The organism is Caballeronia sp. LZ065, assembly GCF_031450975.1.
In the GTDB taxonomy this organism is placed as follows: domain Bacteria; phylum Pseudomonadota; class Gammaproteobacteria; order Burkholderiales; family Burkholderiaceae; genus Caballeronia.
Window position 1 is genome coordinate 136,620 of sequence record NZ_JARUXV010000044.1, and the last position, 21,844, is coordinate 158,463.

Annotated in this window: 18 protein-coding genes; 4 read left to right on the forward strand and 14 right to left on the reverse strand. The window is 65.2% G+C overall.

Annotated features, from left to right (window positions below; translation table 11 throughout):
* Positions 1-156 precede the first annotated feature (156 nt).
* Complete coding sequence (locus QCE63_RS36205; RefSeq protein ID WP_309840394.1) at positions 157-1,482, reverse strand: MFS transporter; 1,326 nt, start codon at positions 1,480-1,482, stop codon at positions 157-159.
* Positions 1,483-1,740: 258 nt separating this feature from the next.
* On the opposite strand from QCE63_RS36205, the gene QCE63_RS36210 reads away from it, so the two are divergent.
* Together QCE63_RS36210 and QCE63_RS36215 are read left to right on the forward strand one after the other, a co-directional pair.
* Positions 1,741-2,328, forward strand: a complete 588-nt coding sequence (locus tag QCE63_RS36210; RefSeq protein WP_309840181.1) for a MarR family transcriptional regulator — start codon at positions 1,741-1,743, stop codon at positions 2,326-2,328.
* A 75-nt stretch (positions 2,329-2,403) separates the two neighbouring features.
* Complete coding sequence (locus QCE63_RS36215; RefSeq protein WP_309840182.1) at positions 2,404-3,582, forward strand: SGNH/GDSL hydrolase family protein; 1,179 nt, start codon at positions 2,404-2,406, stop codon at positions 3,580-3,582.
* Between the two features lie 18 nt (positions 3,583-3,600).
* On the opposite strand, the gene QCE63_RS36220 is transcribed toward QCE63_RS36215, so the two are convergent.
* Entirely contained in the window at positions 3,601-4,728 is a 1,128-nt protein-coding gene (locus QCE63_RS36220; protein WP_309840183.1) for a YbdK family carboxylate-amine ligase, read from the reverse strand.
* 96 nt (positions 4,729-4,824) lie between these two features.
* Positions 4,825-6,480 (reverse strand): ABC transporter substrate-binding protein, encoded by a 1,656-nt coding sequence (locus QCE63_RS36225; protein ID WP_309840184.1) that lies wholly within the window; start codon positions 6,478-6,480, stop codon positions 4,825-4,827.
* A 274-nt stretch (positions 6,481-6,754) separates the two neighbouring features.
* Between QCE63_RS36225 and QCE63_RS36230 the strand changes: the two genes are divergently transcribed.
* The gene (locus QCE63_RS36230) at positions 6,755-8,389 is read left to right on the forward strand and encodes a rhodanese-like domain-containing protein (RefSeq protein WP_309840186.1); all 1,635 of its coding nucleotides are present in this window, start codon (positions 6,755-6,757) and stop codon (positions 8,387-8,389) included.
* A 95-nt stretch (positions 8,390-8,484) separates the two neighbouring features.
* Here the strand turns inward: QCE63_RS36230 and QCE63_RS36235 are convergent, their stop codons facing one another.
* From QCE63_RS36235 to QCE63_RS36285, 11 genes are all read right to left on the reverse strand, one after another.
* Positions 8,485-9,816, reverse strand: a complete 1,332-nt coding sequence (locus QCE63_RS36235; protein WP_309840188.1) for an LLM class flavin-dependent oxidoreductase — start codon at positions 9,814-9,816, stop codon at positions 8,485-8,487.
* Entirely contained in the window at positions 9,813-11,021 is a 1,209-nt protein-coding gene (locus QCE63_RS36240) for an LLM class flavin-dependent oxidoreductase (RefSeq protein WP_309840190.1), read from the reverse strand. The genes QCE63_RS36235 and QCE63_RS36240 overlap by 4 nt, the downstream gene beginning before the upstream one ends.
* Positions 11,018-12,691 carry a rhodanese-like domain-containing protein gene (locus tag QCE63_RS36245; RefSeq protein ID WP_309840191.1) on the reverse strand — a complete coding sequence of 558 codons (1,674 nt, stop codon included), beginning with the start codon at positions 12,689-12,691 and terminating at the stop codon, positions 11,018-11,020. Before QCE63_RS36245 ends, QCE63_RS36240 begins: the two co-directional genes overlap by 4 nt.
* A 54-nt stretch (positions 12,692-12,745) precedes the next feature.
* Positions 12,746-13,744: an ABC transporter substrate-binding protein gene (locus QCE63_RS36250; RefSeq protein WP_309840192.1), complete on the reverse strand. Its 999-nt coding sequence runs from the start codon at positions 13,742-13,744 to the stop codon at positions 12,746-12,748.
* A 29-nt stretch (positions 13,745-13,773) separates the two neighbouring features.
* Positions 13,774-14,514, reverse strand: coding sequence for an ABC transporter ATP-binding protein (locus tag QCE63_RS36255; RefSeq protein ID WP_309840193.1), 741 nt, complete (start codon positions 14,512-14,514; stop codon positions 13,774-13,776).
* Positions 14,501-15,406 carry an ABC transporter permease gene (locus QCE63_RS36260; RefSeq protein ID WP_309840194.1) on the reverse strand — a complete coding sequence of 302 codons (906 nt, stop codon included), beginning with the start codon at positions 15,404-15,406 and terminating at the stop codon, positions 14,501-14,503. Before QCE63_RS36260 ends, QCE63_RS36255 begins: the two co-directional genes overlap by 14 nt.
* 94 nt (positions 15,407-15,500) lie before the next feature.
* Positions 15,501-16,916 carry an MFS transporter gene (locus QCE63_RS36265; RefSeq protein ID WP_309840195.1) on the reverse strand — a complete coding sequence of 472 codons (1,416 nt, stop codon included), beginning with the start codon at positions 16,914-16,916 and terminating at the stop codon, positions 15,501-15,503.
* 66 nt (positions 16,917-16,982) lie between these two features.
* Positions 16,983-17,744: a glucose 1-dehydrogenase gene (locus tag QCE63_RS36270; protein WP_309840196.1), complete on the reverse strand. Its 762-nt coding sequence runs from the start codon at positions 17,742-17,744 to the stop codon at positions 16,983-16,985.
* A gap of 18 nt (positions 17,745-17,762) precedes the next feature.
* Entirely contained in the window at positions 17,763-18,101 is a 339-nt protein-coding gene (locus QCE63_RS36275) for an NIPSNAP family protein (protein ID WP_309840197.1), read from the reverse strand.
* Positions 18,098-19,843: an FAD-dependent oxidoreductase gene (locus QCE63_RS36280; protein ID WP_309840198.1), complete on the reverse strand. Its 1,746-nt coding sequence runs from the start codon at positions 19,841-19,843 to the stop codon at positions 18,098-18,100. The genes QCE63_RS36275 and QCE63_RS36280 overlap by 4 nt, the downstream gene beginning before the upstream one ends.
* Before the next feature lie 53 nt (positions 19,844-19,896).
* Positions 19,897-20,727, reverse strand: a complete 831-nt coding sequence (locus QCE63_RS36285) for an SDR family oxidoreductase (protein WP_309840199.1) — start codon at positions 20,725-20,727, stop codon at positions 19,897-19,899.
* A 153-nt stretch (positions 20,728-20,880) separates the two neighbouring features.
* Here QCE63_RS36285 and QCE63_RS36290 point away from each other — a divergent pair, with 153 nt between their 5' ends.
* Positions 20,881-21,810, forward strand: a complete 930-nt coding sequence (locus QCE63_RS36290; protein WP_309840200.1) for a helix-turn-helix domain-containing protein — start codon at positions 20,881-20,883, stop codon at positions 21,808-21,810.
* Positions 21,811-21,844 lie beyond the last annotated feature (34 nt).

The following is a 21,844-nucleotide window of genomic DNA, read 5'->3' on the forward strand; positions in this document are numbered from 1 at the left end:
CCCTTGCTGATCTCCATGCCCTTTATGTTAGATATCTAATCATTATGGGGCAAGCGGGTTTTCCCTGAACGCGCTGTTTTTTACTGTTGCGACGTTGCAAAAAAAAAACGGCGCCTTCAACACGAAGGCGCCGCGCTGCCGCAAAAAAACGGAATGTCAGGAGAGTTTTTCCGCGTGCTCGCGCAGCGTCTTCGCAGGCACGCCGATCAGCACCGCCAGGCCGCCGAGCATCACGATCGCCGCGATGGCCGCGAGCCCGATCGCCAGGCTGCCCGTCACGGTCTTGATCCAGCCGAGCGCGATCGGCCCGCAGAACGCCCCGACCTGACCCAGACAGCTGATCGCGCCGATGCCCGCGGCGGCGCCTTCGTCGGACAGATAGGCCGGTGGAATCGACCAGATGATGGCCGCCGCGCCGAAGTAGGAAATGGAGATCATGCCGAGACAGATGATGGCCGCTGCCGTGTTGCCCGACAGCACCGGCAACAGGAAGCCGCCCAACGCGCCGATAGCCGTACACGCAAAGAAGTGCCAGCGGCGTTCGAGCGTGACATCCGAACTGCGCGCGACCGCGAACATGCCGAGCGCGCCGATGATGTACGGCAAGGCGGACAAGAGACCCACGTTGAGCACGTCCGATACGCCGGCTTGACGGATGATCGTCGGCGTCCAGTAGTTGAGGATCGTGCCGCACAGCGGGACCGTGCCCCAGCCCGCCGCGAGGATATACACGCGCGGATCTTTCAACGCGACCAGCAACGGGTGACGCGTGTGCTTTTCCGCTTTTTTCTCGGCACGGTCGGCGGCGAGCGCGTCGAGGATGATGCGCTTCTGTTCTTCGTCGAGCCAGCGCGCGTCCTGCGGACGATCGACGAGATAGAAGAACGCCACCACGCCCATCAGCAGCGCGGGCAGGCCTTCGAGGAAGAACAGCCATTGCCAGTTGCGGAAACCGAGCACATCGACGAAGTTATGCAGAATCCAGCCCGACAGGGGCCCGCCGATGATGCCTGCCGCTGCAATCGCCAGCAGGAAGCGCGACGTGATGCGCGCGCGCCGCGCCCCCGGATACCAGTAGGTCAGGTACAGGATGATGCCGGGCCAGAACCCTGCTTCCGCCGCGCCGAGCAGGATGCGCGCGATATAGAACTGCATCGGCGTGGTCATGAAGGCCATTGCGGTGGAAATGCCGCCCCACAGGATCATGATGCGCGAGACGGTCAGCCGCGCGCCGATCCGCTTGAGCCACAGCGTGCTCGGCACTTCCAGCAGGATATAGCCGATGAAAAACAGGCTCACGCCGAGGCCATAGGCGGCATCGGACAGACCGAGGTCCTGCTTGAGATGCAATTGCGCGAAGCTCACGTTCACGCGGTCCAGGTAGTTCAATACCCAGCAGACGAAGATGAACGACATCAACCGCCAGGTGACCTTGTGATACGTCGCCTCGACGCGCGCCGCCGCTGCGTCCGATTCCGACATGAATTGCGTGACTGTGGATTTGGCCACCAGGCGTCTCCGTTTCCCGTACCAATGAGGATGATGCGCGAGCCGGCCCGAGTGCCTGGATCACGCATTGGTTTTTATTCGATATCTAATCATAATGGTAAGGAGGCGACGCGGTACGAACAAGTTCGGGTTTGCACGGAGAGCGTCGCGCGCGGGGCTATGACGGTTGATTGCAGGGGCCAGCGGCTATCATGTCGGGAGAAACTCGCTCTCATGAAAGAAGACATCGCCATGACACGAAAGAAGACTGTTGAAGGCGCGCCGCGCGAAACCGTGGAAATGCTGCGCCACTGGCACGAGTCCGTGCCGAACGACCGTCTCGCGCACCTCGTCAAGGACGCCGCGCGATCGATGGTCCGCGGGTTGCAAATGCGGCTCGCGGAACACGCGGTATCGTTCGGGCACTGGACCTTCCTGCGCATCCTGTGGGAGACGGACGGGCTCACGCAGCGCGAACTGAGCGAGCAGGCCGGCGTCATGGCGCCCACGACGTTCGCGGCCGTCACGGCGATGGAGAAGCTCGGACTGGTCGAGCGCCAGCAGCGTCCCGAGAACAAGAAGAACACGCACGTCTATCTCACGGCCGAGGGCCGCGCGCTCAAGGACAAGCTCGTGCCGCTCGCGGAAGAAGTGAACGACATCAGCGTGACCGGACTGAGCGAGCGCGAGATCAAGGTCGCGCGCAAGGTGCTGTTGACGATCATCGAAAATCTGGCGGATGACGAGTCGGGTTCCACCGATCCGCGACGGCGTGTGCTGTCCACGCGCGAACTTGGAAAGCTGATCGCCGAGCGCGGCGAGAGTCTGGAAGACGCTTGAGTCGTTCGTTTTTTTTGGAACGATCCCGTCCGCATGGCGCGGCATGCGCGCGCCCTCACCGCACAATCACACGACATGCACCAATGGATCACCACGCCTCTCGATGCCTCGCTTCTGCGCGGCGCCATCGAACTCGAATACACGGCCGATGGCGTGCGACCGCATCGCTTGCCGGCCTGGGCACGCAAGCAATGTCCCGATCCGCAACTGATGCTTGCAGAGGCCAAGCCTTCCGGCGTGCGGCTCGTCTTCTATAGCGCCGCCACCGACATCGAACTCGACGTCCTGCCGACGCGCTATGTCCATGCCGGTGCGCCGGCCCGTCCTTCGGGCCTTTACGATCTCATCGTCGATGGTCGCCTCGCTCAGCAACTACGTGCGAAAGGCGGCGACACGGTAGCGGTCGATGCAGCGACGAACACCCCCTCCGTGCAATCGGATGGTCCCGTTACGCTCGCGTTCTCCGGCCTTCCCGAGCGCAACAAGCGCATCGAGATCTGGCTACCGCACGACGAACTCAGCGTGCTTGCCGCGCTGCGCACGAATGCACGCGTCGAAGCAGTCGGCACGGAGGGCAGGAAGACATGGATGCACCATGGCAGTTCGATTAGTCAGGGCTCGAACGGCGACAGTCCCACGTCGATATGGACCGCGCTCGCGGCCCGGCTCGCCGAGGTCGAGTTGATCAATCTCGGCTTCAGCGGCAGCGCGCTGCTCGACCCGTTCACGGCGCGCGTCATGCGCGACACGCCGGCTGACTTCATCAGCGTCAAGATGGGCATCAATCTGGTCAACTTCGATCTGATGCGCGTGCGCGCCTTCGGCCCGGCAATGCACGGCTTCATCGATACGATCCGCGACGGTCATCCGCACACGCCGCTGCTGATCGTTTCACCGCTCTTCTGTCCGATCCACGAAGCCACGCCCGGTCCAGGCGCATTCGATTTCGCCGCGCTGGCCGAAGGCAGGATAGCGTTTCGAGCGACCGGCAACCCGGACGATGTTCAGGCCGGCAAGCTGACCTTGCAGGTGATTCGCGACGAACTGCGCCGCATTATCGAACAGCGCGCCGCCGACGATCCAAACCTGCATTATCTCGACGGCATGTGTCTGTATGGTCCTGAAGACCATACCGCGTATCCGCTGCCCGATGCGTTGCATCCGGATGGAGCGACGCATCGTTTTATCGGCGAACGGTTCGCGCGCTGTGCTTTTGCCGATAACGGTCCTTTCTCGCGGCGCGACGCCCGCTGACGGTCACGCGCTACGCCCTTATTCCGGCATCTGCGCCCCACGCCATATCCGGCACTGCTGGCGCACGACCTCATGCAGCGAATCATGCGCGCCATACACGCGACGCAGCCACGCGGCGTCGCTAGCGCCTTGCGTCAAGGCGCGTCGGATGTCCGCCAGTCCTTCTTCCGCGCCCAATGCCCGCGCATGAGGCGCAAGGACGTCGAGCGTGGCGAGGATGCGATCGCGGATCGGCGCGCGCTGTCCGGTCTCGGGATCGACGCAAGCGCCGTCCAGTCCAAAACGGCACGCCATGAAGCGGTTCGTCCGATACACCTCGTAGTCGCGCTCGCTGAGACGCAACGGCTTATCGACCAGCAGATAACGTGAAAGCGCCTGGATATAGGCGGCAATGCTGGCGGCCCATTCGACGCGCAACGGCGTATCCATGACACGCACTTCCACGGTGCCATAACCCGGACTCGGGCGAATGTCCCAGTAGAAATCCTTGAGGCTATGCACCAGCCCGGTATTCGTCATGCGCTCGAAGTAGGCTTCGAAGTCGGACCAGCTCGTCATGAACGGCGCCTGGCCCGACAGCGGAAACGGTGCGACCGAGTTCAGCCGCGCGCACTGGAACTGCGTGTCGCTGCCTTGCACGAAGGGCGAAGCAGCGGCCAGCGCGATGAAATCCGGAACGTAGCGCGACAGCGAATGCAGCAGAACGAGCGCCGAATCGGCATCGGGACAGCCCACATGCACGTGCTGGCCGAAGATCGTGAATTGCTGATAGAGCGCGCCGTACAGGCCCATCAGATATTCGGAACGCTCGCGGCCGTCGGAACGCTGGTCGTACCAGTTCTGGAAGAAGTTGGTGCCGCCGCCGCATACGCCCACGTTCAGGAAATCTGCCGCGCGCACCAGCGTGTCGCGCAGCGTCTGCAACTCGTTTCGCGCCTGATCGAAGTTGCGGCAAACGCCGGTCGACACCTCGATCATGCCTTCGGTCGTCTCGGGACTGATCGCGCCCGCGAAGCGCTCTTCGCGCACGCGGGTCAGGAGCTCGGTGGTGGCCTTCGTCAGATTGTAGTCGTGTGTGTTGACGACCTGGATCTCGAGTTCGACGCCGATCGTGAACGGATCTGATGACGCAAAGGCTTGCAGCATGGAATGTCCTGTGCGGTCGGGAAGCGCGTGTTTTCATTCTACGCGCGCCGTCTCTACGCCATGGTTATCCGCGGCGCACGTCCGTGCCATTCGGATTCACGTTTGAAGCCATGCATCCGCGAGCGTCGAATAGAACAGCATCGGTCCCTTGCGCAATCCCTTGAGCCGGTTCGAATAGAAGCCGAAGAACTTCAGTTCGAGCAGGTTGATCGAGGGCACGTCGGTCTGCACGAGCAACTGCATCTCGTCGATGAGCGCCTTGCGCTTCGCGACATCGCCTTCTTCCTGAATGCCTTCGATGATCCGGTCCATCTGCGGATTCGCATAACTCGATGCATTGCTCGATGGCACGCCTTGCTTGATGTTCTTGCTCCAGAAGCGGCGCGTGACGCCGATCTGCGGATCCGGGTATGCGGAATACCACATCGAGGCCGTGTCGAAATCGCGTTCCGTGTACAGCTTGCGGATCACGCCCGGCAGGTCGAGATTGACCAGCGTCATCTCGACGCCCACGTTGCGCAACTGCTGACGCATCAGTTCCGCCGCACGCAGGTACACCTGTCCATAGGCCACCTCGGTCACATGATCGATACGCAAGCGCACGCCGTCCGCACCGCGTTTCAATCCTGCTTCATCGAGGAGGCGCTCGGCTTCCTTGGGATCGAACGCATGCTGCGGCAGTCCCGGCTTGAAGAACTGCTTTTGATAGCTCGGCACACAACTTTGCGCGACATCGGCGAGACCGAACCAGACGATGCGCGCCAGCGCGGCCCGGTCGATGGCATGCGCGAACGCACGCCGCACGCGGATATCGTCAAAGGTCTTGCGGCGGTAATTGAAGTCGAAGAAGAACATCGGTGCGGGCGCCTGCCAGCCGACCGTATCGAGCACGAGCTTCGGGTTCTTCTGCAAACGCGCGACATCCACTTCCGGCACCGGGTTGTTCGCCGCGAACGTCAGTTCGCCCGTCTCCAGCGCAACCGCGCGCGCCGCGGCGTCCGGCACCATCTTGAAGATGATCTGCTCAAGATAAGGCTTGTCTTCCTTGCCGGAAACGCCCTTGTCCCAGTAGTCCGGATTGCGCTGCAAGGTCACATGACTGCCGCGCACCCACTCCTTGAACACGAACGCGCCCGTGCCGATGGGTTTCACATTCCATGGATTGGTCAACGGATCGGTGCCTTCGTACAGATGCTTCGGGACGATCTGCGTTTCAGTGCCGAACAGTACGGCCCACAGCACCGGCGAGGGACCGCTGAGCCGGAACACGACGGTATGCGGATCGGGCGCATCCACGCCGATCACCTTCGCCAGATTCGACGCGCCGCGCGGATGCGTCTTCTTGACCACGTTGAGGATCGAGTACTGGACATCGGCGGAAGTGAACGGCACGCCGTCGTGCCATTTGACGTTCTTGCGCAGGCGGAACGTTATCGACTTGCCATCGGGCGCGGTGTCCCACGATTCCGCCAGTTGCGGCCTCGGGCGATAGTCGCTGTCGTAGGTCAGGAGACCGTCGAAGATGTTCGCCGAGATCACGACAGCCGGACTGGAGATATTGATGCCCGCCACGAGGCCGCCCGGTTCGGGCGTCACATTCGCGAGCAGCGTTCCGCCCCGCACGACGGCGCCAGGCAGCGAAGCGGCCAGCGTCTGCGCCGCGTGAGCGGAGGAGACGAGGCCGGCTCCGGAGCTTGCCAGCAGCAATTGCAGCATGCGGCGGCGTGTGATGAGGGGCGAATCCGGATTCATGGGCAGATTGAGAGGCAAGGTTGCGCGCGGCTGGACGCCGAGCTTTCGAAGGACCGAAAGCGTAGGCCATGCGCGCCATCGCGCGAACCAATCTGATCTGCTATGCAAAGCTCGCGTGCGGGAAACGCGGTTTGCGCGCGTATAAGGTTGTGACGAATGCTTGGTTCGGAAAGCCGCGTGGGATTTCTAGAATGGGCTTTCCGCGGAATGCGGAATGCAAAACGCAAAATGCCAAGCGCGACCCTTCTCGAACACCGTGACCGGTAACCCACCCATGCCCTTTGCCATCGACGCTATCCGCTTCATCGACGCCGCCACCCTGCGCGCCTGGCTCAACGATGGTCGCGAACTAGCACTTCTCGACGTCCGCGAGGCCGGACAGTTCGGCGAAGGCCATCCGTTCTTTGCGATCCCGCTGCCGTTCAGCCGTCTCGAACTCGATGCGCCGCGCCTGCTGCCGCGCACCAGCGTGCGCATCGTGCTGATCGACGACGGCGCAACGCCCAACGGCGCAGGCATCGACCATGCGCCGGTTGCACAGCGGGCCGCCGCGCGTCTGCACGCGCTCGGCTACGGCAATCTCGCGGTGCTGGAAGGCGGTGCGCCGGCCTGGCAGCGCGCCGGCCGAACACTCTTTCGCGGCGTGAACGTACCGTCCAAGACTTTCGGCGAACTCGTCGAACACGCGTACGGCACGCCGCATGTCAGTGCGTCGCAACTGTCGCGCTGGCGTTCTGAGCGCGGCGGCTGTCCGCTCGCGCTGATCGACGGACGCACTCGCGAAGAGCATCGCAAGATGGCCATTCCGGGTTCGGTATGCGTGCCGAACGGCGAACTGTCCGCCTGGGTCGACGCCTTCGCGGGACCGCCGGACACCACCATCGTCGTGCATTGCGCTGGGCGCACGCGCAGCATCATCGGCGCGCAGACGCTGCGTAGTCTCGGCGTGCGCCGCGACGTATTCGCGCTGGAAAACGGCACGCAGGGCTGGGCGCTCGCGGGCCTGGCGCTCGAACACGACAGCACGCGCAGTTATGGCGACCTGCCGCCGTTGAGCGCAGCCGAACGCGACACTGCCCGCGAACGCGCCCGGGCGCTGGCGGAGCGCTTCGGTGTCAGCGCGGTGGACGCCGGCACGGCGCGGCAATGGCTCGGCGATCCTGCCCGCACCACGTATCTTTTCGATGTCCGCACCGCCGAAGAGTATCGACGCGATGGTTTCCCGTTGGCCCGGCACGCGCCCGGCGGCCAGTTGATCCAGGCAACGGACCAGAGTGTGGCCGTGCGGCATGCGCGCATCCTGCTCGTGGATCATGACGGTATCCGTGCGCCGGTCGTGGCGCACTGGCTGGTGCAGCTGGGCTACGAGACGGCCGTCGTGGAGGCTGAGGCGCTGGCGTCGGCGGCATGGCAGGTGCGTGCCGAAGCCGAGGCATCTGCCGCAGTGGATGAAGACGCGCCGGTCGATCCAGCCGCCCTCGTGCTCGATCTGCGCGCCAGCGAGGCGCATCAGATTTCGCGGCCGGCCGGGAGCGTCTGGACGAACCGCGCGCGTGTCTTCGACACACTGCGAGCCCGCGACGTGCATCGCGATGCGCCGCTGGTCGTATTCGCCGATGCCCATTCCCGCGACGCCGCGCGTCTCGTCATACAGGATCTGCGCGATGCCGGCTATACAGGTGTGACCCTCGCGGCACACGTGATCGCAGGCTGGCCCGTGGATGACACGCCGCTCCGTCTCACGCCTGAAGACCGCATCGACTTTTTGTTCTTTGTGCACGATCGCCACGAAGGCAATCTCGATGCCGCGCGCGCCTATCTCGAATGGGAAACCGGTTTGATCGCGCAATGCGCGGAAGACGAGCTTGCGGTGTTTCGCGTGGGAGAGACGGCCGTCAGCGGGGGCTAGATTCGAGGCCTGAGCGCAACGGTGCGCTGATCCGAAACTGAGCATGCCGTTGCTCCCGTATTGGCCCCCAAAATGAGCGCAACGCAAGCAGCGCCTCACGCCGCATCCGCCCCCCGCTCATACTGACTGACCGGGCGCGGCAAGCCCAGATGCTCGCGCAAGGTCGTGCCTTCATACTCACGCCGGAAGATGCCCTTGCGCTGCAACAGCGGCACGACATGATCGACGAACGCCGCCAGCCCTGACGGAAACACATCCGCGTTCAGATTAAAACCGTCCGCGCCGCGTTCATGAAACCAGCGCGCGATGTCGTCGGCGATCTGCTCCGGCGTGCCGACGATCATCCGGTGCGCGCCCGGATTGCGATCGAGCAGGTCGCGCACTGTCAGACCTTCGCTGCGCGCCAGCGCGACCGTTGAATCGATGAAACCGCGCGGCAGGTCCGAGCGCGACACCTTCGCGATCAAGTCATAAGGCAGCGGCGCATCGATCCGCAGATCATCCGGTGCGAGACCCAACGCGCCCGCAAGCCGCGCAACCTCGCGCTCCGTATCCAGCAGCGCGTCCAGTTCGGCCTTGCGTTGTCGCGCTTCGGCTTCGGTGCCGCCGATCACCGGATACAGCCCCGGCAACAACAGGAAATGATCCGGATTGCGCCCGTGACGCCGCACGCGCTCCTTCATCTCCGTATAGAACACCTGCGCGGTGGGCAGCGTTGTCTGCGCGGTGAACACGGCATCGGCGAAACGGGCAGCAAGCGCCCGCCCGCCTTCCGACGATCCCGCCTGCACCAGCACCGGCCTTCCCTGCGGACTGCGCGGCACCGTCAGCGGCCCGCGCACTGCAAAGTAAGCGCCACGATGCTCGATCGCATGCACACGTGCGGGATCGGTGTAACGCCCCGTGTGCTGCTCGGCGACGAAGGCATCGTCTTCCCAGCTGTCCCACAGCTTCGTGACCACCTCCACGAACTCTTGCGCGCGCGCATAGCGCTCTTCGGTGGAAAGCGGCACGTCGTGGCTGAAGTTCGCCGCAGCCGACGCGTCATACGTGGTTACCGCATTGAACGCCACGCGTCCGCCGCTCACGTGATCGACGGATGCGAAACGCCGCGCGAGATTGAACGGATCGTTGAACGTCGTCGATGCCGTGCCGATCAGCCCGACATGCGTCGTCGCGCCCGCGAGCGCCGTCAGCAGCACGGTCGGCTCCAGCGCCTGCGACGGCCCTTCCGCGTGATTGCGCAGCGCCAGCAGGTCGGACAGAAAGATGGCGTCGAGCTTGCCGCGCTCGGCCGTCCGCGCGATCTCCTTGTAGAAGTTCAGATCGACGATCGCGCGCGGATTCGCAAGCGTGCGCCATCCCGCCGGATGACGTCCGACGCCCGTGACATTGGTGTTCAGGTGGAGCTGGCGTGGCTGGCTCATGACGTTGCCTGAAGTGAGGAGCGAAGCGGCGCTGCGGGCACGCGCAAGCCCGCTTCCACGAGCAGCGGCAGCACGGCTTCGCCGAAAAAGCGGAGGTCTGGCTCGAAGTCGAAGAAGGTGAGCTGAACGCCGTCGCAGCCTGCGTGCTTCAGCGCGATCAGTTGCTCCACGATCTGCTCCGGCGAGCCGATCAAATGCAGGTTGCCGCCCAGCACGCGCTGCTCGCGCTTGTGCTTCGCCCAGGCCTTCGCGTCGCTGCGGCCATGCATGCCGATGAAACCATCGAGCGCGCCTTCGTCCGGATGCGCGACGATTGCATCGTGATACGCGCGGGCTTCGCGTTCGGTCGGCCGGCAGACGATGGTCGGATTGATCAGCGTGCGCACGCGCCGTCCCACACGTGCCGCGCCTTCGCGAATCTTCGCGGTATGCGCGGGCAGCGCGCCGATCGCATCCTCGAAGTTCGCGCCGGCCGGGCTCGTGATGAAGATCAGGTCCGAATGCCGCACGGCATAGTCGATGCCCGCCGCCGAGCCCGTCGCGTTCACCAGCACCGGCCGATGAAAACGCGGACGCGGGCTGACGAAGGCATCGTCGAGTTGCCAGTGCGGCGTGCGGATGGTCAGGTTGGCATCGCTGCGCCACAGCGTGTCCAAAACGCCGACGAACTCCGCCGCGCGCACATAGCGTTCGTCATGCTCGATCATCGGCTGGCCGAACATCGCCCATTCGCTCGCGACGTGACCCGTTACGAGATTGATGCCCCAGCGTCCGTTCGAGATGTGGTCGAGCGTCGCGCCGAACTTCGCCAGATGCAGCGGATGCCACGGACCATAGAGCGCATGCACCGTCGAGATGAGCAGGATGCGTTCGGTGATGGCGGCGAGCGCGCTGGTCGCGATGAACGCATCGAGCGACTGCTCGCGATACTTCAACGCCCCGCCATGCCCGTTCTTGCCGAGCCACTGCGCGAGGCCGAACACGAGATCGAAGCCGAGCGCCTCGGCCTGCTTCGTCAGGCGCGCGTTGTAGTCGAAGCGCCAGTCGGTGCCGCGCGGCAGCGTGGAGATCGACCAGCCGCCGTTCTGGATCGGCAGGAACAGGCCGAGCATCAGCGGCTGCGCGAAGGCGGCCGCGAGCGGACTGCCGGGAATGTCGGCGGGGCTCGTGGCGCCGTCGAAGGCGGGCAGGACGGTCGCGCTCATGCGGCCCGGGCCTGGTTCGCCTTCAGTTCGACCAGCCGCGCATGACTGCGCTTTGCCGTGGCCGTGCCGAAATCGAGCACGTCGATGGACGCAATGGCGTCGCGCTCCAGCTGCTCAACCAGTTGCAGTTCCCATGCGAGATACGCGTTCATCTGCTCGGCGACACGTTCCGGCGCGGCGTGATAAGGGCTGTACCAGGCGTCATCGTCGCCGGTGAGATTGCCTGTGTCGCCGGACGCTTGCGGCAGACCGAGCGCAAGCCAGCGTCGCGTGCCGCCTGCGAGCGCGGCAACGTTGGCACGATGTTCCGCCAGTTCCGCCGCGATAAGCGCCGCAAGCGTGCCGTCCTCCGAGGTCAGCACCAGATCACGATCCGCCGGGAGATCGGCGAGCTTCGCTTGTAGTTCACTCGCCGCGATGAAGCGCGCGCCCTCGATATGCGCACGCCTGAACCCGAGACTGCTGTCGATATCGATGACCTGCGCCGTACCCTGCTTCAGCGCATCCGCCAGCCGGTCCGCCTCGATCCAGCGCGTGCGCGCACCGTGTGGCCGCACATTCAGCAACTCAGGGCCGGCCGCGTAGCCACCGTTAATCAACGCAGCGCTGGCGGTGTCATCGAGGACGCGGACATCGAGATAGCCGAGCTGCTTGAGCCACGACGCGGTCATGCGCGCGCGCACGCCATCGTCGTCGCGCAGGACCACGCGTGCATGCAAAGTACCGATGTACTCATCCGTCGCCTGCACCAGTTGCCCGCCCGGCGCCGAACGCCAGCCCGCCGGGTGCCCGGCTTCGTATTCCAGCGGATCGCGCACGTCGAACCGGTACAGCGTGCGGGTGCCGCTCTCCTGCTCCAGAGCGGCGAGCGCGGCGCCATCGATGGACGGCACGTCGGCCTTGCGCGCCGCCGCGGCAGCAAGCTCGCGCGCGGCCGCGAGCGTCGCGCCTTCCGGGCGCGGCGCGGTGCGCACTTGGCCATGTTGCAGTTCCAGACCTTCGAGCAGCCACGCCATCGAGCCGCCCGTGAGCGCGGCGACCGGATTGGGCACGCCCGCGTTGACGAGCGACTGCGCGCCGAGAATGCTGCGCGTGCGGCCGGCGCAGTTCACCACGATCAGCGTCTCCGGGGAAGGCGCCGCCGCCAGCGCGCGATAGACCAGTTCCGCGCCCGCGCAGTCGATGCCGCCCGGAATGTTCATCGTGTGATATTCGCCGAAGGGACGCGAATCCAGCACGACGAGATCGTCGCCGGCATCCTGGCGCGCCTTGAGCGTGGCGGCGTCAATGTTGGGCGTATGCAGACGGTGTTCGATCAGTTCGCCGAATGCCTTGCCCGGCACGTTGGTGCCGCTGAACACTTCGAAGCCCGCCTGCTCCCAGCCGTCGATGCCGCCCGCCAGCACCGCAACATCCGTATAGCCCCAGCGCGCGAGCAACGCGGCGGCGCGGGGCGCATGTTCGCCGTGGCTGTCGACGAGCACGACCGGCGTGCCACGGCGCGGCACGAGCCGCTCGATCAGCAGGCCAAGCCGCCCCACCGGCGCGACCGACGAATAGAACAGCCGCCTGCGGGCGGACACGCCTTCCTCGCGGACGTCGAGCACGGCGAGTTCGGAGCGTTGGGCGATGAGCGTGCGCAATTGCGCGGGAGACACGGAGCGGGACATGAGCGCGAGATCCTCGGGAATGAATATGAACGAATGTTGGCCGGACACGGCGCGTCAGCGCGTTGCCACTGCCTGTGCGTCGAACACCGGGTTGAACTCGATGTCGACCTTGATGGGATGCTTGATGTCGCCCGACTTGTGAAGCGTGTCGGCGATCTTCTGCTCGCGTGCGACCAGTGCGCTATCGAGCGGATAGAACACGGAACGGCCGTTCTCCGCCGAGAACTTCGCGCGCGCCGGGGTCTGCTTCATCTTCTCCAGATAGATCTTCTCGACCGCCGGTACGTTCTGCGCCCACCAGGTCCAAGAGTTCTTCAGACGGCCGAGAAAGTCGCCGAGCGCACGGCTCTTTGCCGGATCGCGCAGCACATCGGTGCGTGCGGCGAACACCGAAAGTGCGGGGATATTCAGTTCGTCGCTCTTGATGATGACGTGCGCCTCACCCTTGTCGACGGCTTCCTTCACCGGCGCATAGCCGCCCGAATACACCGCGACCTGACCGGCATTGAAGGCCGAGGCCGACACGTTGCCGTCACCGAACTTCACGCCTTCGAAGTCCTTCGGTTTCAGATCGGCCTTGATATACGAAAGCACGTATTGCAGATAGTTGAAGCCGCCGAAGTTATAGCCCCAGGTCTTGCCGCGCAGGTCCGCAACGGTCTTCACATTGGCGTTGTTGCGCACCACCGTGACGATGGGCGGATAGCTGCTGTCCGGATTCCGCCATCCCGCGATGATCTGCAACGGCGCGGTGTCCGCAGTCCAAGGCGTGCGCGCGTTGCCTTGCTCGATGATGAGCGAGGTATCGCCCATCAGGCCCACATCGAGGCTCTTCGAATACAGCGCGGAAAGCTGCGCGGCGGGACCGGTGAGCACGGCCCACTTGACCTTGTAGGGCGCGCCGTCGAGCACGTGTGACTGCTCGACGATCAGCGGCCACGCCGCATCCTGCGTGCCGATGGTAATGGTGAGCGGTTCATCGGCGAACGCGGAAGAGGCGCTCGCGAGCAGGCTCGTGAAGAGGACAGCGGCAAGACGTGTTCTGATGCGCATGGTGCTTGAGGAAGAGGTGAGTGAGAGGTTCATGCGGCGTCGGCTTGCGCGACGCCAAGCTCGGCGAGCAGCCGTGTTCTGAGTGCGACGGCGGCCGCATCGCTGCGTGAGCGCGGACGTGGCGCGTCCACTTGCAGGTCCGCGCTGATCTCGCCTTCAGCCAGCACGACGATGCGGTCGGACAGAAGGATCGCTTCGTCGATATCGTGCGTGACGAGCACCACGGCCGGCGTATGTGCACGCCATAACCGCGCGACGAGTTCGTACATGCGGATGCGGGTGAGCGCGTCGAGCGCGGCGAACGGTTCGTCGAGCAGCAGCAGCTTCGGCTCGCGCACGAGTGCACGCGCCAGCGCGACGCGCTGCGCCTCGCCGCCCGAGAGCGTCTTGGGCCAGCCATCGGCGTGACGCGCGAGGCCGACTTCATCGAGCGCGGCGAGCGCCGCTGCCTTCGCGCTGCCCAGCCGCGCATGACCGATCACGACGTTCTCCCACACGCGCCGCGCGGGCACGAGGCGCGGTTCCTGGAACACCACGGAACGCGCGCCGGCGACGCGCACGCGGCCGCTGTCGGCCTGATCGAGACCGGCGAGGATGCGCAACAGCGTGGTCTTGCCCGCGCCAGAAGCGCCGAGCATCGAGACGAACTGGCCGCGCCGCACGTTCAGCGAGACGTCTTTCAGCACGGCGCGGCCGTCGAAGACGCGGCTGACGGCTTCGAGTGCGAGCGCGTCTTGAGCGTGGGCATGCGTGCGTTCAGACGAGTTCAAAGCGCGGCCTCCATGGCAGGGCGACATGTTCGAGCGCGCGCATGACGAGGTCCGTCACGATGCCGAGCGTCGCATAGACCAGGATGCCCGCGATGATGATGTCCGCGCGCTGGTTCTGGTTCGCATTGACGAGGATGTAGCCGATGCCGTTCTGCGCGTTGATCTGTTCGGCGACGACGAGCGCCAGCAGCGCCACCGCCGACGCATAGCGCACGCCGACGAGAATCGCGGGCAACGCGGTCGGCAGGATGATGCGCCACGCGACCTCGCGTCCCGAGAGGCCGAACACGCTGGCCGCTTCGAGCAGCTTCGGATCGACGCCGCGCACGCCGGCATAGGTGTTGAGATACATCGGGAAGATGGTGGCCGCGAGGATCACCGCGACCTTCGCGCCCTCGCCGATACCGAACCACGTGATGAACAGCGGAATCAACGCGATGAAGGGAATGGTGCGCAGCATCTGCAACGGCGCGTCAATGACTTCCTCGCCGATGCGCCAGAGTCCGGCGAACAGCCCCGCAATCAGCCCGATGCCGCCGCCGATCGCAAGGCCCGTCGCCGCACGCACCAAAGACACGCCGATGGCGCTCTGCAACTCGCCATCCGCGATCAGTTCCTTGAGCGCGGCAAGGATGACGGTGGGCGGCGGCAGGGTTTCAGGCGCGACCAGTTGCAACGACGAGGCAAGCTGCCACAGCACGACGAGCGCCACCGGCACGCCGATGCGCAGCGAGCGCGAGCGCAAGGCCGCGCGACGTTGCGTGCCGCGGCGTGCGGCGGCGCGCGTGGGGAGGTCGATCAGAGAAGCAGGCGTGCCGCGCGCGCCCGGGCGTTCGAGCGGCGTACCGGGATCGAGTCCGAGCGCGGCGGAGGGAAAGCGAGGGACGGTCATCGGTGTTCATCGGCGGATGGGTGAACAACCGATGGTACGGCTGCCCTATCCCCTGCCCAACCAACGAATCACCAGATGCTATGCGCACGAATCGTTATTTGGAATCCCGTGTGGGCGCAATGGGCGCGCACGCGTATTCCACCGTCGAGACTGCCTTCTCCGCGAGCGCCGGCTCGAACCCCGGCATGCGCACGCCGCCCAGTGCGAACAGCGCAAACGCCGCGACGAAAGCCGGCACCGCCAGCAGCATGAACACCGCGCCGAACGGCAGGCCCATGCTCATCATCACGCCGCCGGTCATCGCGCCGGCCACCGCGCCCATGCGGCCGACGCCCAGCATCCACGCGACGCCGGTCGCACGGCCCTGTGTCGGATAAAACGCCGCGGCGAGCGCCGACATCGACGTGACCGCGCTCGTGACCGCCGTCCCCGTGAGGAAGATCAGCACGGCCAGCCAGACGCGGTCCGACACCCCGCTGCCGATCACCAGCACCAGCGCCGCCGACACCACATAGGCACATGCATTGACCCGCCGCGGATTCGCGCGGTCCATCACCCAGCCGAGACACAGATTGCCGAGAATGCCGCCGAGCGGAAACAGCGACGTGGTGAGCGCGGCGCCCTGCGCGGTGAAGCCTGCGTCCTTGAAGAGCGTCGGCAGCCAGTTGGTCAGGAGGTAGTAGATCATCAAGCCCGTGAAGTACGCGAGCCACAGCATCCCCGTGCCGAAGCGGTACGGCCTCGACACGATCAGCGACACCGCCGAGGTCTTCTCCGCCGCAGCCCGCGTGTCGGCGGCAACGAAATGAAGGCTGGCGCTGTCGTCGAGACGCGGGTCGCTTGAGATGCGCCGCAACACGCGCGCGATCTGCTCGGCGGGACGCTTGCGGACCACCATGAACTGCGCGGACTCGGGCAGCAACGCGACGAGCAACGCCGCCAGCACGAGCGGTCCGATGCCGCCCGTCACCAGCACGCTCTGCCAGCCGAAGTGCGGAATCAGCCACGCGGCGCTGAGGCCACCGACCGAGAGTCCCACGGAGAAACCGCAGAACATCGCATTGATCGCGACGCCGCGCATGCGCGCGGGCGCGTACTCGGACATCAGCGTCACCGCGTTCGGCATGGCCGCGCCCAATCCGAGTCCCGTCAGGAAGCGCCACGCCGTCAGCGCTTCGATGGAGCTTGCATGCGCCGACGCCAGACTCCACACGCCGAAGAAGAACACCGACAACACCAGGACCGCCTTGCGTCCGATACGGTCCGCCGCCGGCCCGGCCGCCAGCGCGCCGATGCCGAGACCCACGAGCGCCGCGCTCATCACCGGGCCGAGCGCGGCGCGTGTGATGCCCCACTCGCCGAGCAGCGAAGGTGCGATGAAACCGACCGCCGCCGTGTCGAAGCCATCGGCGGCCACGACCAGGAAGCAGAGAATCAGGATCCTCCATTGATACGGCGAAAAGCGTTGACTATCGATGAAACTCTGGACTTCCAGATTGTGCGTCTTCATGGCGGTTCGTCTCCGTTGATCTGTTATCGTGGTTCATGCAAGCGCGGGTTCAGGCGCCATCGGCTGTCATGCCGAGCCCGATGCATGCCAGCCGCCGTCCACGCTCAGCACTGCGCCGGTGATGTAGCTGGCGGCATCGGAGGCGAGGAAGAGAATGGCCTGTGCGATCTCGTCGGGTTGCGCGAGGCGTCCCATCGGCGTGCGGCGTTCGATACGCGCCAGGTCGATCTGCCCGTTCTTCACGAGCCCCTGCGCGAGTTCGGTCGCGACATAGCCCGGCGCGACCGCATTGACGCGAAGGCCGTCGCGGGCCCATTCGCATGCCATCGAACGGGTCATCGCCGCGATGCCCGCCTTGGCCGCGCCGTAGGCATTGCGTTGCGGAATGCCCGCCAGTCCGGCGATCGAACACAGGTTCACGATGGCGCCCGAGCCTTGTTGGAGCATCGCTTTCGCGGCCTCGCGGCTGGCCAGGAAGGTGCCGCGCAGATGTGTGCCGATGAGCGCATCGAACGCGTCCACGCCTTGCTCAATGGTCGGCTTGGCCTGTTCGCCGGTGCCCGCGTTGTTGACCAGCACGTCGAGCCGTCCGCAGGCTTCGAGCGTGCCGCGCACCATGGCGGCGACCTCGGACTCCGACGACACATCCGCGCCGATCGCCACATGCCCTGCGCCGTCGAGTTGCCCGATACGCTGCCGCGCCGCCTCGCGATGCAGGTCCGCGATGACCACGCGATATCCCTGCGAGGCAAACGCGCACACCGTCGCCCAACCAATTCCGTTCGCGCCGCCGGTGACCAGCGCCACGCGTTGCCGTGCTTCGTTCATCGTCTCCTCCTTCATGCTTCAGCGCACGGCCGCCGACAGGCTCCTGAACTCGACGCGCCTGATGATGCGGCTTTCCTGCGCGGTGATGAAATGCGCCGACGCCTGCAAATAGGCGGGCCACGCGGGATCGTCGTCGCGCGCGGTGCGGCGCCGGTCGTAATCGGCGATGCTGTCGTAGCCCCACAAATGCACGACCTGGTTCAACGCGCCGATATCGCTCATGTAGAAACCCACCGGCGCGCCGAGATACTTGAGCTGAATGGGCATGGCAAGACGATCGAACACGTCGATGAACTCGGCCATGCCGCGCGGCCTGATGGTGTAGATGCGGTGGTCGATGAAAGGCTTGTGACTCATGCCGCGCTCCTCAATGAACTGACGCTGGCGCGCTCGGCGACGCGTCCGGCGAGATGCAAACCGGTGAGATAGCCGAAGGTCATGATCGGCCCGAGCGTGATGCCCGCGCCCGGATAGTTGCCGCCCATGATGCTCGCGCGGTCGTTGCCGACAGCGTACAGACCGGCAATCGGTTCCGTGCCCTTCAGCACCTGGCCATGCGTGTTGGTGGCGATGCCGTCGAAGGTGCCGAGATCGCCCATCACGAGCTTGAGCGCGTAGTACGGGCCGGCGCCAAGCGGCGCGACACAGGGGTTCGGTGCATGCGCGGCATCGCCGAGATAGCGGTTGAAGGCCGTCGTGCCGCGCCCGAAGGCCCGGTCCTGTCCCGTCGACGCATCGCGGTTGTACTCGCGCACCGTGGCTTCGAGCGCGGGGCCGTCGATGCCCGCGCGCTGCGCGAGCTCGGCGAGCGTGCGTCCCTTCACGAGATAACCGCTCGTCAGATGCGGCTTCAGCGAAAGCGGCGCAGGCTTCGCGAAACCGAGTCCGTAACGGCGGATCGTCGCGTGATCGCAGATGAGCCACATCGCGGTTTCATGCTCGTCGCGGCAGGCATCGATCATCGCCGCGCCCACGTCGTGATAGGAATTCGCTTCGTTGGTGAAACGCACGCCGCCGCGCGTCACGCCGATGACACCCGGCTTGTAGCGGTCGAGCAGATGCGGGAACACACCGACGCTGCCATCCTTCTGCGGCACGCGCGACACCGGCATCCATGCGGCGGCCTGCGGATAGCGGAGATCGACACGTCCGCCCGCGCGCTCGGCCATGCGCGCGCCATCGCCGGTATTGCCCGTGGGCACCGGCGACACGTGTTCGCCACCACGCCGCACATGCGGATACGCCGCCGACAGACGCGCGAGATCGTGTGAGAAGCCGCCGCAGGCCAGCACGACGCCGCGCCGCGCCATGATGCGTTGCTCGTTGCCGTTCGCGCTGACGATTGCGCCCACCACGCGGCCCTTCCCGGTGATGAGTTCTTTCGCGCCGGTGCGAGTGTGGATGGGAATGCCGAGATCGAGCGCGGACTTCGCGAGGCGCGCGGCGAGTGCGTTGCCGCTCGTGACCTGCACGCCGCGCCTGTAGCGCACGAGTTCACGGATGTGACTGGTCAGCCGCTTCGCGACATACCACGCTGATGCAAGCGATTTCGTCGCGTTGAAGAAGTGCTTGAGATCCGCGCTCGACGAATTGAACATCATGCCGATGAAGGTGATCGACTTCAGCGGTGGACGCAGACGCGGCAGGTCCGTGCCGAGCACACGCGCATCGAAAGGCTTCGCGACGATCGAGCGGCCGACATCCACACCGCCTGGCGCGTCGGGATGGTAGTCGGGATAGAGCGTCGGCAGGAACTCGACCGAGGTTTCGCGCTCGAAAAATTCGACCATGCGCGGACCGTGATCGAGAAACGCATCGATGGCGGCCTGATCGAACATCGCTCCGGTTTCATGACGCAGATACTCGACGGCGGCGGCGCGCGTGTCCTCGACCCCGGCATGTCGTGCATGCGGATTGCCGGGAATCCACAGCACGCCGCCCGAATACGCGGTAGTGCCGCCCAAGCAAGCTTCCTTCTCGACGACGATTACGTCGAGCCCCTGTTTTCTGGCGGTGATGGCGGTGGCAAGACCGCCGGCGCCGGAGCCGATCACGAGCACGTCGCAAGCGAGATCGGACGACCGTGTCACGGTAGTCATCATCGTGTCCTTTTTGAATGAAACGGGCGCGGCGATGCGCGCGAGTGAACGCCCTATGCAGCCCGTCTGGCTTCGTAGCCGGGGCGCGGCACGAGGTCCATGAGCATGCATTCGAAGCCGCCGTCCACGGCGATCTCGGCGCCGTTGACATAGGCCGAGCGCGGGCTGGCGAGGAAGGCCACGACCTCGGCGATGTCGGCCGGCTCGCCGATGCGCCGGCTCGCGGTCATCGCGCTGCGGCGCGCTTCGACATCGCCCTGTTCATAGAAGGCACGCGAGAGCGGTGTGCGGATCATGCCGGGGCATACGGTGTTGCTGCGAACGCCGCGCGGTCCCCACTCGGCGGCAATCTGCCGAGAGAGCATCGCGATGCCGGCCTTGCTCGCGCTATACGCGCCGCTCCAGGTCTGCGGATGATGCGCCGCCACCGAAGCAATCTGCACGATGCTGCCTCGACCCCGCGCGAGCATGCCGCGTCCGAAGGCTTGCGCGCAGAGCATGGTGCCGGTGAGATTGACGGCGAGCATCGCGTTCCACGCATCCAGCGCGATGTCTTCGATACCGCCCGCGCGCAACAGACCGGCATTGTTCACGAGCACGTCCGCCGGGCCCATTGCGCGTTCCACTTTTTCGCAAGCGTCTTGCACGCTTTTCGCATCAGCGATGTCGCAGGCCACGGCAAGCGCCTCGGTGCCGCGTGCCTGCAATGCGCGCGCCGTTTCATGACAGGCCGCTTCGTCGCGGTCCAGCAGCGCGATGCGCGCACCGGCTTCGGCCAGCGTCGCGGCAATGGCACGGCCGATGCCGCGCGCCGCGCCCGTCACCACGCACACGCGCGCTTCGAGACCGAGCCAGTGTTGCGGGTCGTCGTTCGTCTCCTTCATCCTTCTCTCCTTTTGCACTTTTCGAGCCTTCAGGGAAGGGCTTTTCCGCGTTGCCGCGTGACGCTTCCCTGTGAGAAAAGTATATTCACCGCCTCGTTCCAGAAATTGGACAAAGGCAGCAGACCGCAGGACAATTTGTGAAGGAGACGGGACGTGCTCAGGAGAATCCCTAACTACCATCTATACGGCGAATCGGCGCGGCCGCCCTGGTATGACGCGTTCAACTTCGAATGGATCGCCGAGCGCAGCGCGCCGAACGACTGGCATATCGATGCCCATCGCCATGACGCGCTCTTGCAGTTTTTGTACATTCGCGGCGGCGGCAGCGGCGGCGATGTGCTCATCGAGAACACGCGCATTCCTATCCAGCCGCCCTGCGTCATCATGCTGCCCGCGCAAACGGTGCATGGCTTCAACTTCGCACCGGACGTCGACGGGCTCGTGCTGACGGTCGCGCAACGCTCGCTCGAAGCGCTCGCCGCGCTGGCGGCGCCTCCGCTCATACCGCTGTTGCAGCGCGCGGGCGTGACGCGCGTGAATGCCCGCACGCATGCCGGCGCGCTGATGCCGCTGATCCAACTACTCGAAACGGAATATCGCGCAACGGATCGCGGACACACAGCGGCGGGGCTGCCGTTGTTGATCGCGCTCTTCGTGCATGTGGGACGTTTGTGTGAAGCGGCGCCGGCCTCGCGCACGGCGGCCGGCGCCAGCCTGTCCGCCACGCAACGGCGCGCCGGGCAGATCAGGCGCTTCAGGGAACAGGTGGTCAAGCATGCGCGCGAACATCGTCCGGTGGATTTCTATGCGCAAACGCTCGGCATGACCGTGGCGCAGCTCGGACGGATTTGTCGCGAGGAGATTTCGAGTTCGCCGCTTGCGGTGATCAACGAGCATCTCGTGCGCGAGGCGCAACGAGATCTCGTCTACTCGCATATGTCCGTCAAGCAGATCGCGCATGACCTTGGGTTTGACGACATTGCCTATTTCAGCCGCTATTTTCGCAAGCAGACCGGCGTGACGCCAACGCAGTTCCAGAAGGAAGCGATTCGCGCGCTGGCGATCGACCGGCGCGGTGCATGACGCGCCGGTCCTGCTGTTCACTGACGAGAATGAC

Coding starts and splice junctions, on each gene's coding strand:
- QCE63_RS36205 (WP_309840394.1), bottom strand. CDS start 1,482: ATGTCGGAATCGGACGCAGCGGCGGCGCGCGTCGAGGCGACGTATCAC.
- QCE63_RS36210 (WP_309840181.1), top strand. CDS start 1,741: ATGACACGAAAGAAGACTGTTGAAGGCGCGCCGCGCGAAACCGTGGAA.
- QCE63_RS36215 (WP_309840182.1), top strand. CDS start 2,404: ATGCACCAATGGATCACCACGCCTCTCGATGCCTCGCTTCTGCGCGGC.
- QCE63_RS36220 (WP_309840183.1), bottom strand. CDS start 4,728: ATGCTGCAAGCCTTTGCGTCATCAGATCCGTTCACGATCGGCGTCGAA.
- QCE63_RS36225 (WP_309840184.1), bottom strand. CDS start 6,480: ATGAATCCGGATTCGCCCCTCATCACACGCCGCCGCATGCTGCAATTG.
- QCE63_RS36230 (WP_309840186.1), top strand. CDS start 6,755: ATGCCCTTTGCCATCGACGCTATCCGCTTCATCGACGCCGCCACCCTG.
- QCE63_RS36235 (WP_309840188.1), bottom strand. CDS start 9,816: ATGAGCCAGCCACGCCAGCTCCACCTGAACACCAATGTCACGGGCGTC.
- QCE63_RS36240 (WP_309840190.1), bottom strand. CDS start 11,021: ATGAGCGCGACCGTCCTGCCCGCCTTCGACGGCGCCACGAGCCCCGCC.
- QCE63_RS36245 (WP_309840191.1), bottom strand. CDS start 12,691: ATGTCCCGCTCCGTGTCTCCCGCGCAATTGCGCACGCTCATCGCCCAA.
- QCE63_RS36250 (WP_309840192.1), bottom strand. CDS start 13,744: ATGCGCATCAGAACACGTCTTGCCGCTGTCCTCTTCACGAGCCTGCTC.
- QCE63_RS36260 (WP_309840194.1), bottom strand. CDS start 15,406: ATGACCGTCCCTCGCTTTCCCTCCGCCGCGCTCGGACTCGATCCCGGT.
- QCE63_RS36265 (WP_309840195.1), bottom strand. CDS start 16,916: ATGAAGACGCACAATCTGGAAGTCCAGAGTTTCATCGATAGTCAACGC.
- QCE63_RS36270 (WP_309840196.1), bottom strand. CDS start 17,744: ATGAACGAAGCACGGCAACGCGTGGCGCTGGTCACCGGCGGCGCGAAC.
- QCE63_RS36275 (WP_309840197.1), bottom strand. CDS start 18,101: ATGAGTCACAAGCCTTTCATCGACCACCGCATCTACACCATCAGGCCG.
- QCE63_RS36280 (WP_309840198.1), bottom strand. CDS start 19,843: ATGACTACCGTGACACGGTCGTCCGATCTCGCTTGCGACGTGCTCGTG.
- QCE63_RS36285 (WP_309840199.1), bottom strand. CDS start 20,727: ATGAAGGAGACGAACGACGACCCGCAACACTGGCTCGGTCTCGAAGCG.